Annotated in this window: 15 protein-coding genes; 12 read left to right on the top strand and 3 right to left on the bottom strand. The window is 57.2% G+C overall.

Features of this window, described 5'->3' with window-relative positions; genetic code table 11:
* Positions 1–45 precede the first annotated feature (45 nt).
* Positions 46–981, top strand: a complete 936-nt coding sequence (locus DC3_RS24115; protein WP_146889522.1) for a M12 family metallopeptidase — start codon at positions 46–48, stop codon at positions 979–981.
* Between the two features lie 74 nt (positions 982–1,055).
* Here the strand turns inward: DC3_RS24115 and DC3_RS29355 are convergent, their stop codons facing one another.
* Positions 1,056–1,199 carry a hypothetical protein gene (locus DC3_RS29355; protein ID WP_186816229.1) on the bottom strand — a complete coding sequence of 48 codons (144 nt, stop codon included), beginning with the start codon at positions 1,197–1,199 and terminating at the stop codon, positions 1,056–1,058.
* A gap of 157 nt (positions 1,200–1,356) precedes the next feature.
* Here DC3_RS29355 and DC3_RS24110 point away from each other — a divergent pair, with 157 nt between their 5' ends.
* From DC3_RS24110 to DC3_RS24080, 8 genes are all read left to right on the top strand, one after another.
* Positions 1,357–1,860, top strand: a complete 504-nt coding sequence (locus DC3_RS24110) for a hypothetical protein (RefSeq protein ID WP_146889519.1) — start codon at positions 1,357–1,359, stop codon at positions 1,858–1,860.
* Positions 1,861–1,967: 107 nt separating this feature from the next.
* The gene (locus DC3_RS24105; protein WP_186816228.1) at positions 1,968–2,630 is read left to right on the top strand and encodes a polysaccharide deacetylase family protein; all 663 of its coding nucleotides are present in this window, start codon (positions 1,968–1,970) and stop codon (positions 2,628–2,630) included.
* A gap of 445 nt (positions 2,631–3,075) precedes the next feature.
* Entirely contained in the window at positions 3,076–4,692 is a 1,617-nt protein-coding gene (locus tag DC3_RS24100; RefSeq protein ID WP_146889516.1) for an ABC transporter substrate-binding protein, read from the top strand.
* Positions 4,693–4,789: 97 nt separating this feature from the next.
* Positions 4,790–6,331 carry a glycoside hydrolase family 43 protein gene (locus DC3_RS24095; RefSeq protein WP_146889513.1) on the top strand — a complete coding sequence of 514 codons (1,542 nt, stop codon included), beginning with the start codon at positions 4,790–4,792 and terminating at the stop codon, positions 6,329–6,331.
* Between the two features lie 262 nt (positions 6,332–6,593).
* A complete protein-coding gene (locus DC3_RS30040) occupies positions 6,594–6,728 on the top strand; it encodes a hypothetical protein (RefSeq protein ID WP_281292598.1) in 135 nt (44 codons plus the stop codon).
* Positions 6,729–6,753: 25 nt separating this feature from the next.
* Positions 6,754–10,083: an ExeM/NucH family extracellular endonuclease gene (locus tag DC3_RS24090; RefSeq protein WP_186816227.1), complete on the top strand. Its 3,330-nt coding sequence runs from the start codon at positions 6,754–6,756 to the stop codon at positions 10,081–10,083.
* A gap of 132 nt (positions 10,084–10,215) precedes the next feature.
* Positions 10,216–10,590 (top strand): response regulator transcription factor, encoded by a 375-nt coding sequence (locus tag DC3_RS24085; RefSeq protein WP_146889506.1) that lies wholly within the window; start codon positions 10,216–10,218, stop codon positions 10,588–10,590.
* 51 nt (positions 10,591–10,641) lie between these two features.
* Positions 10,642–12,189: a Na/Pi cotransporter family protein gene (locus DC3_RS24080; RefSeq protein WP_146889503.1), complete on the top strand. Its 1,548-nt coding sequence runs from the start codon at positions 10,642–10,644 to the stop codon at positions 12,187–12,189.
* A gap of 83 nt (positions 12,190–12,272) precedes the next feature.
* On the opposite strand, the gene DC3_RS29840 is transcribed toward DC3_RS24080, so the two are convergent.
* Positions 12,273–12,443, bottom strand: coding sequence for a hypothetical protein (locus tag DC3_RS29840; RefSeq protein WP_246130797.1), 171 nt, complete (start codon positions 12,441–12,443; stop codon positions 12,273–12,275).
* Here DC3_RS29840 and DC3_RS24075 point away from each other — a divergent pair.
* From DC3_RS24075 to DC3_RS24065, 3 genes are all read left to right on the top strand, one after another.
* A complete protein-coding gene (locus tag DC3_RS24075) occupies positions 12,369–12,692 on the top strand; it encodes an ArsR/SmtB family transcription factor (RefSeq protein WP_307724758.1) in 324 nt (107 codons plus the stop codon). The genes DC3_RS29840 and DC3_RS24075 overlap by 75 nt on opposite strands.
* Positions 12,689–13,216: an SRPBCC domain-containing protein gene (locus DC3_RS24070; RefSeq protein WP_146889497.1), complete on the top strand. Its 528-nt coding sequence runs from the start codon at positions 12,689–12,691 to the stop codon at positions 13,214–13,216. The genes DC3_RS24075 and DC3_RS24070 overlap by 4 nt, the downstream gene beginning before the upstream one ends.
* A 179-nt stretch (positions 13,217–13,395) precedes the next feature.
* Positions 13,396–14,139, top strand: a complete 744-nt coding sequence (locus tag DC3_RS24065) for a carboxypeptidase-like regulatory domain-containing protein (protein ID WP_146889494.1) — start codon at positions 13,396–13,398, stop codon at positions 14,137–14,139.
* Here the strand turns inward: DC3_RS24065 and DC3_RS24060 are convergent, their stop codons facing one another.
* Positions 14,140–14,802 (bottom strand): potassium channel family protein, encoded by a 663-nt coding sequence (locus tag DC3_RS24060; protein WP_146889491.1) that lies wholly within the window; start codon positions 14,800–14,802, stop codon positions 14,140–14,142.
* Between the last annotated feature and the right edge of the window lie 19 nt (positions 14,803–14,821).

Here is a 14,821-nt window from a genome sequence, read left to right as displayed (position 1 = left end):
AACATCCTCCCTCCCGCACATTCCCAGTTGGACAAGGAGCACACCATGAAAAACAGCAAAATGAACCCCGCAAAAATCGTGATCGCCACCCTGACCCTCAGCCTCGTTCTTGCCTCCTGCGGTACCCCTTCCGTGCAGGAAAAAGCAGAAGACGTCAAAACCCACACCTTCAGCAACGGAGAGACCCTCAATTACCGTCACGTCGATGGTCTGATCGTCAGCGATGACATCATTGTGGGCACCGAGCAGGAATTCCCCGGCATGATTGACAGATACGAGGAGATTCTCGTGGCCAGGAAGGACCCTGAAGCCCAGAACAACAAGGTGAGTCCGCAAGGGGTGGGCATCATCAAGAACTGTGACATCAATTTCTTCTTCACCACCTGCCAGGATTCCCGCTGGAAAGACGGCAAGGTCTACTACTCCGTGGACAACACCTTCTCCCAGACCGAGAAACAGTCCATTGCCCTGGCCCTGGCAGACTGGAACCTGCGTGTGACGGGCGTCAAGTGGATCTATCAACCCTCTGCGCCCAACCGTGTGGCTTTCACCAGAGAAACCGACCCCAACGCCTGCGGACACAGCAGCATCGGGTACAAGGGAGGCGTGCAACAACTGCGCCTGCAGTGCTTCAAGCAGGGTGTGATCCAGCACGAGATGGGCCACGCCGTGGGCCTCTTCCACGAGCAGAGCCGCTGTGACCGGGACAACTTTGTCACCATCCAGTGGGCCAACATCAAGAGCGGTTACTCCGGCAACTTCAACAAGGCCTGCGGCAACACCGTCAGCGACTACGGCACTTACAATTACAAGAGCGTGATGCACTACGGAGCCTACGGTTTCAGCAGCAATGGCAAACCCACCATCGTGCCCAAGAACGGGGTGGCCCTGACCGACATTGGACAGCGTGAAGCCCTGGATGCCGGAGACATCAGTGCCATCAACAAGATGTACGCCGCTGGAACCGTCAAGTACCACTGAACCCTGATCTCCAGATAGCAGTGAAAGGACCTCCTCTCTGGTTTGAGAGGAGGTCTGCTTGTGGCCTGCGAGAGTCAGGGCTCGAAAGGGAAGCTTCCGACCTGGGTGGTCAGGTGTTGCCAGGTGCCCTGAGTGGTCAGGGTGGGTTTCTGGTAGCTCAGGGTGGAGGACTTGTGTCGAATTTGAGGGGTTGAAACAGTGCTGGTGGTCTCGGTCATGGTTTGATGGTTCTCCTGGGGATGTTTGTCTGGTCTGATCAAAAAGGCCAGAAGGGGATGCCCCCTAAGGTAACCCAGAGTTGTGAACGAGTTGTTAACAGAAAAGCGACCGGGTCCTCCTCATGCAGGGTCCATCTGGCTCGGATATGGTGAACCCATGCGCTGGATTTTGCCTGTGATGATGGTTTTTTCGCTGATGGGCTGTGCCCCGGTGTTCGTGAATGCACCCACCAGCAACGTGCAGGGGCAGCAGGAGCGGCAATACACCTACCAGACCATGGTGTTTTCAGGTCAGGGGCTTGGCACCTTCACCAGTGCCGATTACCGGATGGTGCTGGTGATCCGTAACGAAGACCTGCAGGTGAGGGGTGTCTTTTACAACCTGTCTGGCAACAACAATTACGATGTGTCGGGTTACGCCATCCGGTCCACGGGGGCAATGGATTTCAACCTGACCCTCTCTCAGGGCGCAGGGGCAGGGACGTCCTTCCAGAGCAAGGCGGCTGTGCTGGGCAGAGAATATCAGCTTTTTGGTGCGGGATGGAGCTCAGGTACAGAAGTGAAGGCACAGTTGACGGGCGTGCTCAAAGGAGAGGTGTTTCAGGGTCGCCTCAAGGTGATCCTCAACAATTACGAGGTGACCTTGCGCCGGGAGGAATGAACCTGATCAGCACCGATTTTTGAGGCTCTGCAGTGTGCTGGGTTGGAGGCATCCAACGGTTTACAATGGGTGAGCGTTCACATCCTTGTTGTGGAAAGGAAAATCTCATGTCTGACATTGCGTCGCAGCCCTCCCGTGCTCTGCCCCAGCCCGTTCTGATTCATCAGGTGGAGGTGCAGCACAGGCAGGTGGCTTTCACTTTCGATGATGGACCCAACCCCATCTACACCCCGCAGGTGCTGGAGATGTTCAGAGAAGTGGGTGGCAAAGCCACGTTCTACATGATCGGTGAGCAAATGAAGGCCCACCCAGAGCTGACCCGACAGGTTTTCGAGGCAGGGCATGAGATTGGAAACCACACCTTCACCCATCCTGCCCTGCCTGACCTCTCACCTGCAGACCAGCGGGATCAACTGGTGCGCACAGAAAAGCTTGTTCAGCAGATCACGGGCCAGCCTTGCAGAACCTTCAGGCCCCCTTACATTGCCATCAATGAACAGGTGTTGGATCTGGCAGTCTCTCTGGGCTACCACAGCATTGGGTGTGTCAATGGGGAGGCCAGAGACTGGGAGATGCCTGGAACGGAACACATCGTCAAGGCCACACTTGAGACCAGCACATCTGGCAGCATCCTGCTTTTTCATGATGGTTATGGGGACCGTTCCCAGACCATTGCGGCCGTGCGTGAATTGACCCGGCATTTTGCTGCCGAGGGGTTTGGACTGGTGACTGTTTCTGAGCTGCTGGCGGGTGCAATGCAGAGGCATTGAGCAAAGCGTGGGGTTTAAGTTTAAGAACCCTCTGGTGCTGGTCGGAGTCGCCCGGAAAAGGGCTCGGACAGGCACCTCCTGGAGAGTGCCTGAAATGGAAACTGCAGGACTTTCACATGTTCCTGTTGAAAGGTTGTGGTGTGCACTGCCCTGATGTGAGCGGTCACCCGCAGGCGCACATGCAGGGGTTGACAATCGAATCGATTCGAACGTATGATGGGCTGAACCAAAAACACACAGGGCAAAGTTGCCCTCATCTGGCCTTTGATGGCCCTGCTCAACAGAAAGGAACCCGGCTTCACAGAATCGAATCGATTCGAATACAGGCCTTCAACCTCCATTTTGCCCCCACCAGCCTCTGTGACTGACCTCCAGAAGCTGAGCCTGACCATGTCCAGAACCCCCATCTGGCATGCAAGTTGCCTCTGGAATCAAGGAGAACCCCATGAAACGAACCGCACTTGTCACCCTTGGTCTGCTCACCCTTTCCACTGCCTTTGCCCAGACCACCATCACGGGATTTTTTGCCGATGTGAACCCCAACTGGGCGAACATGCAAGACGACGTGGGCAAGGAAATCACCAAACGCACTGGAGTGGTGCTCAAAGCAGAATTCGCAGTGGGCGACCCGGACCAGAAGATCAACCTGATTGCCGCCTCTGGACAATACCCGGACATCATTGCCCCCAAGGGTGCCGCAGGGGTCCTGATTGATGCCGACGCTGTGCTGGACCTGACCACCCTCATCAACAAAAATGCCCCAAACATCAAAAAAGTCATTGGCAAGCAGTTCAACCGCATGAAGTTCAGCAACAAAAACCAGGGCATCTACTTCATTCCCAACAACGACACCATTGGACAGGTCTACTTCGACAACGATGCCCTGTTCAAACTGCAACTGCAGGCCCTCAAAGAGCAGAAGTACCCCAGAGTCAAAACCCTCAAGGACTTTGAGAAGGTCATCGCCGATTACGTGAAAAAACACCCCAAGACCGCAGATGGCAAACCCACCATCGGATTGTCTCTGCTCGCCGATGACTGGCGTTTCGTGATCTCCGTGACCAACCCCGCAACGTTTGCGATGGGAAGCTGGGACGACGGGGAGTGGGCCATTGACCCCAAGACCTACAAAGCCATGCCCCACCACTTCCGTCCCGAAGACCGCGAGTACTTCCGCTGGCTGAACCACATGAACGACATTGGCCTGCTGGACAAGGAATCCTTTACCCAGAAGTACGACCAGTACCTCGCCAAGATTGCTTCTGGCCGGGTGGTTGGTCTGATCGATGCAGGATGGGACATCGGGGACGCCGTGAACTCCCTCAAAGCTGCAGGGAAGCATGAACAGATGTACGGACGCTTTGGTGCAGTGCTCAAACCGGGCATCAAGGCCGCCTACAATGCCCCCACCGGATTCCGTGGTGGTTACGGCGTGGGCATCACCAAATCTGCAAAAGATCCCGTGAAGATCCTCAAATTCCTGGATTTCCTGTCCAGCGATGAGGGCCAGGTGCTGATCAACTGGGGCATTGAAGGCAAGCACCACAAAGTGGTCAACGGCAAGCGTGAATTCCTGCCCAAATACGAAGAACTCCGCAAGAAGGACCCTGCCGCCTTCCAGCGTGAAACGGGCATCGGGAACTATGGTCTGTCCCTGCGCTATGGGGACGGGGTGAAGGACAAGACCGGGAACTACTACACCACCAACTTCCCCGAGCAGATTCTGGAGAACTACACCGACGCCGAGAAGGCTGCCCTGAAGGCGTACAAGGTGAAGTTCTGGGGAGACCTCTTGCCCAAAGCGTCTCAATTCAAGCCGATTCCCTGGGCTGCTGCATGGTCCATTCCCGTTCCTCAGGACAGTGCCCTCAGTGAATTCTGGACCAAAGAGCAGGAAATTGTGCGCAAGTACATTCCAAAAGCCATCCTGGCCGATCCGAAAGAGTTCGACAAGATCTACGACGAGATGCTGAACGTGATGGACAAACAACTCGGGAAGTACAACGTCCTGATGACCCAGCTGGTTCAGGACCGCCTCAAGCTCTGGGGTGTTCTCAAGTAACCCAGTTTGATGTGCAGAAAGAACCCTCCAGTGTCATGCTGGAGGGACCCTCTTGTAGACCATCAATGGCACCTGGGTGCCTTTTTGAAAGGAACGCATGACGTATCAGAACCCTGTGATTTCGGGCTTCCATCCTGATCCCAGCATCTGCCGGGTGGGGGAAGATTACTATCTGGTGACCAGTTCTTTTGAGTATTTTCCCGGGGTCCCTCTGTTTCACAGCCGGGACCTGCTGAACTGGCGACAGATCGGAAATGTGCTGACCCGCAAAAGCCAGCTGGACTTCCAGAAATGGAGCCCCTCTGGAGGCATTTTCGCTCCCACCCTCAGGCACCATGAGGGCACGTTTTACATGGTCACCACCAATGTCAGTGGAGGAGGCAACTTCTATGTCCAAACCAACGACATTGCAGGAGATTGGTCCGATCCCATCTGGCTGGAGCAGGGCGGAATCGATCCTTCCCTGTTCTTTGATGACGATGGCAAGGTGTACCTGACTTCAAGCTGGGGAAAGGGCTGGCCCTCCCCCCCTGAAATCCTGCTGGAGCATGAGTACTGGGGCATCCAGCAGAGCGAAATCGACCTGCAAACCGGCAAATGCCTCACCGAGCCGAAAGTGATCTGGCATGGCACCGGGGGGCGCTACCCGGAAGGCCCCCACCTGTACAAAATGCATGGCAAGTATTACCTGATGATTGCTGAAGGTGGGACGGAGCGGGGGCACATGATCACCCTGGCCCGCAGTGACTCACCATGGGGACCCTGGGAAAGTTGCCCCCACAATCCCATCCTGACCAACCGCAGCCTGCAAAGTCCCCATCAGGCGCTGGGACACGGTGATCTGGTGGAAGCGCACGATGGCAGCTGGTGGATGGTGTGTCTGGGCATCCGTCCACAAGGAAATCCTGAAACTGCCCACCTGGGCAGGGAAACCCATCTGGTGCCTGTGAAGTGGAACGCACAAGGCTGGCCTGTGGTTGGAGACCAGGGGGTTTTGCGGCAACACAGTCCTCTGCCGGAGTTTCCCCTGCACTCCTGGCCTGCAGCCGAGCAGGAGGACTTCCGGGGCCCAGACCTCCATCCAAAATGGGTCACTCTGGGCCATGCGCCAGGGGGGATGTACTCCCTGGCTGAGCGCCCTGGGAGCCTCAGGTTGCAGGGGAATGCAAAGTGTCTGGACGATGGACAGGGGGTTGCTTTTCTTGGCACCGCCCAGACACAGTACACCTGTGATGTGAGCGTTCACCTGGACTTTGTGCCTCTTTCAGAAGGCGAGGAAGCCGGAATCACCGTCTGGATGAACCCACAACACCACTACGACCTGCTCATCACCCTGAAAAACGGCGCACGGGTGGCCTGCCTGCGAAAACGCATCGATGACCTGATCGTGAACACAGCAGGCGTGGCACTGCAGGAAGGCCCTGTCACCCTCAAAATTCAGGCCCTGCCAGAAAAATACACTTTCCTGGTCATGCAGCCTGGAACTGCAGAACATGTGGTGGGCTCTGGCGTTCCCCGTTACCTCTCTCCAGAAGTGGCCGGAGGGTTTACTGGTGTGATGCTGGGTCTCTGTGCCACGGGAAATGGGAAGGGACAGATGCCGCCTGCGTACTTTTCAAAATTCAGGTCCCAGGGTTGATCTTTTTGCAGGGGGTCCCGGTTCCAGTCTGGAACCGGGACCCCCTGTGCTTCAAAAGGTTTGCCATCTGAAACAAAAAGGTGAAGCCTGATGAGAACAGCTCATGTCTGCAGGGGCGGATGTGCACTCAGGGAGCACGGTGAAAGTTCGGTGAACATCACATTTTTCCTTTCGAAGACAGGCTTTCGCTTCAGGGTGGCCCTTAATGTTTCTGAAGAGCATTAAGATTCATATGTACAAATCATGACGTTGATCTCATATAATGACCCAAGTTGAACTCAGTCCAGTCCGCTCTCGGGCCTTGCAGCACGGGATGGATCAACATGCCCGGTCACGGGTGTGGCTTGTTGTGCCGGACCGAGAACTCCAGATTGTGCTTCCTGAAGAGGCATGGTGAAAGCAGGTCAATGATGAACGGTTCCATGAAAAACATCCTGATGCTGGGTGCACTCCTGCTGGTGGGCTGCAATGCTGCCCTGCCCGCTCCAGTTGTTCCCCCTGTCACGGCAAAACCCAATCACCTGTTCGAGGTGGAATTTGAACGGGTGGGCACCCAGACCCCCGAAGCCCGCGTGCAGCAGGTGGCTTCAGGGGTCAGCAAGCAGGCCCTGAACAGTGTGGAGTCTGGGATCAGCTTCAAGAAGCTCAGCGTGCAGACCTTCTCGGTGGAAAGCCAGAACAAACGTTACGTGCAGGCCAGCTTTCAGGTGACCAACAACACCGGACGCACCCTGAATGACCTGACTTTCATCCCTGTGGACACCGACGACACCGATGGAGACAGCAGCAACAATGCTTCGCAGCCCACCATTCGCTCCACCACCTTCAAAAACATCTATTATTTTGACCGCAGTGACGCTGCTGCACGGGCAGAAGACCTGACCCCCGTATACCCCCAGATTTACCGCCCTGCCCTTGATCAGGTAGAAGACGACACCACAGCAAGCCCCCTCAGGCAGGAACTTGACCTGTCCCCCCTCAACATCAGCGCTCCAGCAGGCCTCTCGGTGGCCGGAGTGCGGGATTACGGCTGGCAAATCAACGGGGCCATTCCCAATGGTGAGACAGGCGTGGTGACTTTCGCAGTCAGTTATGACATGGACGCGGACGCCACCAAAGATCCCTTTGGATTCACCCTGCTGGTGTCTTTTGCCGATGACCCCGACCAGGCCAGCATCACCCGCATCCACACCATTCAGGGTTCCACAGGCAGTGGGGAGGCAGCCAGCCCGCTGAATGGACAGGTGGTGACCATCGATGGTGTGGTGACCGCAGACTTCCAGGCCAGCAATGAACTGAATGGTTTCTTTGTGCAGGAGCAGGCGGACCATGCAGACAGCGATCCCACCACCAGTGAGGGCATTTTCGTTTACTGCAACACCACCTGTGCTGATGTCTCGGTGGGGAACCGCGTGCAGGTCACGGGCACCGTCACCGAGTTCAACACCCTCACCGAAATCACCTCGGTCACCGGTGTGGTGAAACTTGGCAGCAACACCACCCTGCCTGCTGCCACCCCCATCACCCTTCCGGTCAGCTCCATCAACGACTGGGAGCGTTACGAGGGCATGAGGCTCACCGTAAGCGGCGTGGTGACCGACAATTACCTGCTGGGACGTGGCGGCTCTGTGAAACTCGCGGATGCCCGCATCCCCAATTACACCCAGGTGAATGAACCCACGGCCTCTGGCTACACCAGCTTCCTGGACGACATGAAGCGCCGAATCATCACCATTGATGACGGCATGATGGGCCAGAACCCCGAGCCCGTCAAACTTGCCAGAGGCGGCCAGACCCTCAGTGCCAGCAACACCCTGCGTGGAGGCGACACGGGCACGGTCACCGGGGTCCTGAGCTACAGCTATGACGGCTGGAATGGCTCCACCGACAGCTACCGCATTCATGCCACGAACAGCACCTTCACTGGGCCTGCCCGCCCCACTGCTCCCGGCAACCTCGGAGGCACCCTGAAGGTGGCCAGCATGAACGTGCTGAACTACTTCAATGGGAACGGTGCAGGAGGCGGATTCCCCACCTCCCGTGGCGCGGAATCCATCAGCGAGTACAACAAACAGAAAGCCAAGATCGTTGAGGCACTCGTCGGTCTGGATGCTGACGTGATTGGCCTGCTGGAAATCGAAAACGACTACAGCAGTGCAAACCCTGCCATTCAGGAACTGGTGAATGCTGTGAACAGCCACCCCGGGGTCAATGGCACCTACACCTACGTGAACCCCGTGTCCAAAGTGGGCACCGACGAGATCTCTGTGGGCATGATCTACCGCAACACCGTCACCCCCGTGGGACAGTTCGCCGTTCTGGACAGCAGCTTCAACCCCCTCTATGTGGACACCAAGAACCGTCCCACCTGGGCGAGGTCCTTCCAGGACAACACCACCGGAGGCATCTTCACTGTGGTTCAGGCCCACCTGAAATCCAAGGGTTCAGAGTGCGGGGCCGGAGACGATGACACCACCACCGGACAGGGCAACTGCAACAAGACCCGCACCGACGCTGCAACAGTGCTGATGGACTGGCTTGCCGGGCAACCCACCGGAGTCAGTGATAACGACGTCATCCTGATGGGCGACCTGAACGCCTACATGAAAGAGGACCCCATTCAGGCCATCCTGAAGGGTTCTGACGACACCGCAGCCACCGGAGACGACTTCCAGAGCCTCTTTGACCAGAACTCCTACAGCTACCAGTTCGGCTCCCAGTGGGGAAGTCTGGACCACGGAATTGCTTCGGGCAGTCTGGCCGCCCAGGTGTCCGGCGCAGAAAAATGGCACATCAACAGTGATGAGCCCACCGTGCTGGACTACAACGAGAACTTCAAAACCCCCACCCAGATCACCACGTTCTATGCTGCAGATGCCTACCGTTCCAGTGACCATGACCCCCTCAAAGTCGGCCTGAACCTGAACGCAGACGTTGCACCTGCCGCCAGCTTTGACCTGCGGACCTCCAGCAGCAATGTCGATGTGACCGTGGGCAACTCTGGAACCGTGTACGTGGGTGTGCTGGGGTCCAACTACGCTGCACCTGTGATGCTCTCCGCGAGTGTCTCAGGAGGCACAGGCATCACTGTGTCCTACCCCAGTGACCCCATCATCAGTGGTGAGGCCAGTGAAGCGGTGCAGATCGACGTGCCAGCGGGCACCCCTGATGGCACCTACACGGTGACGCTCACCGGAATGGGCATTCCTGCCGGGACCAGTGACACCGCCACTTTCACCATCACTGTGAGCGGCAACACCCCCGTGGGACCCACCCCCTGGATCAACGAGATTCACTACGACAACTCAGGGGGGGATGTTGGAGAATTCATTGAAGTGATTGTGCCCTCCGGCTACAGTGCCACTGGCCTGAAAGTGGAACTGTACAACGGTGGCAACCTTTCGATGTATGACTCTGACCCGCTGGTTCTGGTTGGGACCCACAACGGGTACTCCATTTACCGGGTGGACTATCCTGCTGATGGCATTCAGAACGGTGGTTCTGACGGCATGGCCCTGTGCAGTGGAACCACGCTGATTCAGTTCCTGAGTTATGAAGGCACCCTGACTCCCACCAGTGGATGTGCAAGTGGTGTCACCAGCACCGACATTGGTGTTGCTGAGATCAGCACCACTCTTACGGGGTCCTCCCTGCAACTCACGGGCACAGGCAACAAATACAGCGATTTTACCTGGACGGGCCCCACTGCCAGCACCACAGGGGCAGTGAACACCGGACAGACCCTCAACTGACCCCATCAAATCAGCAGAGCTTCAAACCCCATCCCCTGACACAGGTCAGGGGATGTTTCACTCTTAACAGGTTGTTAACACCTTCCCCTTACAGTACAACCAGGACCCCACGGGGGACAGAAGAGAGGCAAAGTGAAAACCATAATGCTGCTGGGGGAATGCTCGACCAACACCCTGAAACTCCAACTTTATTTTGATGGGCAGCAAGAGCGAACCCTGCTGTACAGCGCTCCTGACCTGAACATGCTGCAGTTGAATCCAGACGCACTGGTGCTGGAGGTGCAGGAACGTTTTGATTTGCGGCACTGGCTCCCGAGGCTCAGGATGCGCTGGAATGTGCCAATCCTGCTGCTGGCCTCCAGACTGGACCGGGAGCAGGTGGTGGAACTGCTGGATCTGGGTGCAGACGACTGCATTTACAAGCCTGCAGAACCCCGCGAAGTGCGGGCCCACCTGAATGCCCTGTGGCGCAGGTACCCCCTGCTGAACCCCTCGCAACCTACCTGAATCATCTGAAGCATTACTGAAGGGCAGGAATTCGGGCTTTACCATCAGGCCATGTTTCTTCTGCTCACTGGACTTGCACTTTTTCTTTATGGGGTTTCACTGGCCGGCAGCAGCCTTCAGGCCCTGCTGGGCAAGGGCATGCGGCGCATGCTGGCCCGGGTGACCCGTTCAACCTTTGGTGCAGCACTGGTGGGAACGGTGGTCACGGCGGTGGCCCAGTCAGGCACCATGATCACGGTGCTGACCGTGGAGTTCGTCAATGCAGGAATCCTGCGCCTCAGGCAGGCCCTGGTTGTTGCTCTGGCTGCTGGAATTGGCGGGACCCTCACCGTACAGTTGCTGGCTCTGGACCTGGAAAACATCCAGTACCCGCTGATCGGTGCCAGCCTGCTGCTGAGCAGCAAACGCATTCTGGACGGCAAACTTGGGCAGACCCTGCTGGGTTTCGGCCTGCTTTTTCTGGGTCTGGACCTGTTGATGGAGTCCCTGGAGCCCCTGAAAAACAATTCGCTGGCCCAGCAGATCATCGCCCTGCTGGCAGACCATCCCCTCACCCTGACCCTGTTTGGGGTGTTCCTTGCAGCGGTCCTTTTGCAGAGCAGCAATGCCACCGCAACCCTGGGCCTTGCCTTCCTGAGTGGCGGCCTCATCAGCGAGGTCCAGAGCATCGCTCTGATTGTTGGGGCCAACATCGGAACCACCGTTTCTGCAGTGACTGCGAGCCTCAACAGCAACGTGGATGCACGGAGGGCCGCCATCGGGCACCTGATTTTGAAGATCCTCTTTGGGGCTGTGGTGGTGGTCTTTGCCGGTCAGGTGGCAGGCTGGATTTCCTCCTTCAGTTCTGGTGGGCAGCGCTTTGTGGCAAACATGCACACCCTGTTCAACGTGCTGGTGCTGCTGGCGGTGATTCCCTTCCTGACCCCCATTGTGAGGCTGCTGGAGCGTTTCATTCCCACCCCACCTGACCCCCACGCCCCGAAGCACCTCGATCTGGAGAAGTCTGTGCGGGACCCGGAACTGCTGTACGGTCTGGCCCTGCGTGAAACGGTTCACATCGCAGAACGCACCGAGCACCTGTATGCCACGGCCATCTTGCGTTTGCAGGGCAAAGACGTGCAAGCAGAGGTGGAGTCTGGAGAGAAGCATGTGGACCGACTGGTCAACACCGTGGTCATCACCCTGGGCCGCCTGACGGGCAAAGTGGAGGAATCCCGGCTGTCTGCCCTGCTGCTGGCCGTCAATGAACTGGAAGCCATTGCTGACCTGTGCAAGCGTCTGGTGCGGCAACCCCGCAAGCTGGAACGGCGCGGATACCGGTTTTCCAGTGAGGGAGAGCAGGAACTGCTGGAGAGTGCGCAGGAGCTCCGGGAACACATGGTGCGCTGTGTGACTTCCCTCAGCGAAAGGCGCAATCTGGTCCAGAACGAGGAGGCATTTGAGAAGAAGCTGATTGCCCAGCGTGTGAACCACCTGCACAGGCTTTCAGAGAAGAGTGACTCCAGAGAATCCAGCAGCATCCACCTGGATGTGATGACTGTGCTGGAGCAGATTCACAGTGGGTTCAATCGGGTGGCCAGGCTCTCTGAGGAGATCTGAGTCCAGAAGACCTGGGGAGCAGAGAATGCATTCGATTAAGGAATATTCCTTGACAGGAATATTCCTGGTATGGCATACTTACATCAGGCAAGAGAGACCTCAGGAAAGGAGGAATCCCACTGAACGCCACCACTTTCAGTGCCCTGGCCGAACCCCACCGCCTGCACATCATTGAACTCCTGATCGAGCAGCCCCTCACCGTTGGCGAAATTGCCACCCGGCTGGACATCCGGCAACCCCAGGCGTCCAAGCACCTGCGTGTGCTCAGCGATGCTGGACTCATCGAAGTCGAAGCCGTGGCCAACAAACGCGTCTGCACCCTGCGGGCTGCACCCTTTCAGGAACTCGACCAGTGGCTCAGCACCTACCGCAAGCTCTGGGAAGAACGTTACGACCGCCTGGACGACTACCTGCAAAAGCTTCAACAAGAGCGCAAAGAAAAAACCGAATCCCAGACCCCCACCGAAGACCAGAATTCCAACCCTGACAGGAGAAAACCATGACCCAGACTGCAAAAAACCCCATCAACTCCCGCATTGAAAACGGCAAAGTTCTCGTTCTGGACCGCGTGTTCAAAGCCCCCCGCGATCTCGTTTTTGAAGCCTTCACCACCGCAGAACACCTCAGCAAATGGTGGGGCCCCCGGGGATGGGACATGCCCCACTGCACCGTCGACCTGCGCCCCGGCGGCAAATGGCACTACTGCATGAAATGCGTGGACCCCAACCAGGGCCAGTTCTACGGCATGGAATCCTGGGGTCTGGGGGTGTACCAGGAGATTGAAGCCCCGGCGCGTCTGGTCTACACTGACCACTTCTCTGACGCTCAGGCCACCATCAATGAGAACATGCCCGCCACCCTCTCCACCCTGACCTTTGAAGAGGTGGAAGGCGGAACAAAAGTCACCACCCGCGCCGAATACGACACCGAAGAGGCCCTGAAGACCGTGATGGACATGGGCATGCTGCAAGGCATCACCGAAACCTGGGACCGTCTGGCCGAACACCTGGCCGCAGCGCAGGACTGAAACCACCAGACCCAGATTTGAAGAGAGGCGACCTTTGCTGGTCGCCTCCCTTCTGTGAACACAGGAGCGTGATTGAACCCGGATTGGCCTCCCTGACGTTCAGACGTTTTCCATAAAAACCAGATCACGGACTAACCACGCCTCCTTCTTTATCCTGAAGCCACAAGAAGGAGGCCATCATGAAAAAAACCCTTGCAATCACCCTTTCCACCCTGCTCTTCTCTGCAGGTGCCGCCCTTGCCCAGCAGTCTGTCACCGTCAGTGGTGTGGTTCTGGGCACAGGCGGCAAACCCATTCCGAAAGCAAAAGTGATCGTCCGTCCTGCCCTCACCACCGGACAGGTGGATGTGCGCACCAATGCGAATGGCAAGTACGAGGCTGCAGTGCTGCCCAGACTGCCTTACCGCGCTTACGCCAACGCAGAATTCAAGTACCTCGGGAAAACCTACTGCCTGCGGGTCGCACCAGAAAAAAGCGAAGGTTACGAGGTGTTCACACCCACCAAAAACCTGGTGCGCAACTTCAAGTTGAAACTCTCCGGAGAAATCGAAGACCTCGAAAATGGCTTCTGGGGAGGGGAGATCCGGTTGTTCCGTCGGGATGTGGAGCAGGGAGACACCGCAGAACTGACCTTCACACCGCAAGGTCCACTGATTGACGGCAGCACCGGAAAGGTCCTGCGCAAAACAGAAGACGAATACCTGATGGTCTACGACATCCCCATCGGGCGCTACAAGGTCAGTGGGGTGCTGAGGAAAGCCAATGGCAGCAAAATCCCCCTCCTGCTCAGCAACAACGACGACCAGTACCAGAACGAGGCCCTCTTTGAATTCAAGCCTTCCGGGTGCAGTGTCGCCACACACGGCATTGAACGGGGATTTCTGTACTACAAACCCGTCACCAGTGCCGAACCCCAGCCCTGATCAGGTGTCCTCGGTGTAACTGATCAGGCGTTCCACGCTCTCCAGGGTGCCCACCACCACCAGGGTGTCGTGGGCCACCACCCGGTCATCGGCCTTCGGAGAGATGCGCACCTGACTGCCGGTTTTCAGGGCGATCACCTGCACCCCGAAACGGTTGGTGAGGTTCAGGTCCTTTAAAGTGCCCTCGATGCGCCCGGTGGCGGTGACCTCTGCAATGGCGTAATCGGTGCCCAGGTCGATGTCATCAAAGCTGTGGGGCCGGACCAGTTTGCGGGCCAGACGCACCCCCATGTCGTGTTCGGGGCGCACCACGAGGTCTGCCCCCACTTTCTCCAGCACCCGTCGGGTCATGTCGTCCACGGCCTTGCTGACCACGTATTTGGCTCCGGCGCTCTTGGCGGCCACGGTGGTGAGGATGTTGGCTTTCACATCTGCCCCAATGGCCACAATGACCACGTCGAAATCCTGAATGCCCAGTGCAGAGAGGGCGCGCTCGTCGGTGGCATCCAGCATGGCGACATGGGTGACGTGGTTCATGACCCTCTGCACGTTTTCTTCATGCTCATCGATGGCGACCACTTCATGTCCGAGCTGGTACAGGGTGGTTGCCACAGCGGTCCCAAATCGGCCCAGTCCGATGACCAGAAATTGATGTTTTCTCATGTCCTTTTCCTCTCTGTTC

Source organism: Deinococcus cellulosilyticus NBRC 106333 = KACC 11606 (genome assembly GCF_007990775.1).
Classification (GTDB): Bacteria; Deinococcota; Deinococci; order Deinococcales; family Deinococcaceae; genus Deinococcus_C; species Deinococcus_C cellulosilyticus.
The sequence above is the reverse complement of the archived record's forward strand: the minus strand, read 5'-3'. Positions and strand labels throughout refer to the sequence as shown.

Coding starts and splice junctions, on each gene's coding strand:
- DC3_RS24115 (WP_146889522.1), top strand. CDS start 46: ATGAAAAACAGCAAAATGAACCCCGCAAAAATCGTGATCGCCACCCTG.
- DC3_RS29355 (WP_186816229.1), bottom strand. CDS start 1,199: ATGACCGAGACCACCAGCACTGTTTCAACCCCTCAAATTCGACACAAG.
- DC3_RS24110 (WP_146889519.1), top strand. CDS start 1,357: ATGCGCTGGATTTTGCCTGTGATGATGGTTTTTTCGCTGATGGGCTGT.
- DC3_RS24105 (WP_186816228.1), top strand. CDS start 1,968: ATGTCTGACATTGCGTCGCAGCCCTCCCGTGCTCTGCCCCAGCCCGTT.
- DC3_RS24100 (WP_146889516.1), top strand. CDS start 3,076: ATGAAACGAACCGCACTTGTCACCCTTGGTCTGCTCACCCTTTCCACT.
- DC3_RS24095 (WP_146889513.1), top strand. CDS start 4,790: ATGACGTATCAGAACCCTGTGATTTCGGGCTTCCATCCTGATCCCAGC.
- DC3_RS30040 (WP_281292598.1), top strand. CDS start 6,594: ATGACCCAAGTTGAACTCAGTCCAGTCCGCTCTCGGGCCTTGCAGCAC.
- DC3_RS24090 (WP_186816227.1), top strand. CDS start 6,754: ATGAAAAACATCCTGATGCTGGGTGCACTCCTGCTGGTGGGCTGCAAT.
- DC3_RS24080 (WP_146889503.1), top strand. CDS start 10,642: ATGTTTCTTCTGCTCACTGGACTTGCACTTTTTCTTTATGGGGTTTCA.
- DC3_RS24070 (WP_146889497.1), top strand. CDS start 12,689: ATGACCCAGACTGCAAAAAACCCCATCAACTCCCGCATTGAAAACGGC.
- DC3_RS24065 (WP_146889494.1), top strand. CDS start 13,396: ATGAAAAAAACCCTTGCAATCACCCTTTCCACCCTGCTCTTCTCTGCA.
- DC3_RS24060 (WP_146889491.1), bottom strand. CDS start 14,802: ATGAGAAAACATCAATTTCTGGTCATCGGACTGGGCCGATTTGGGACC.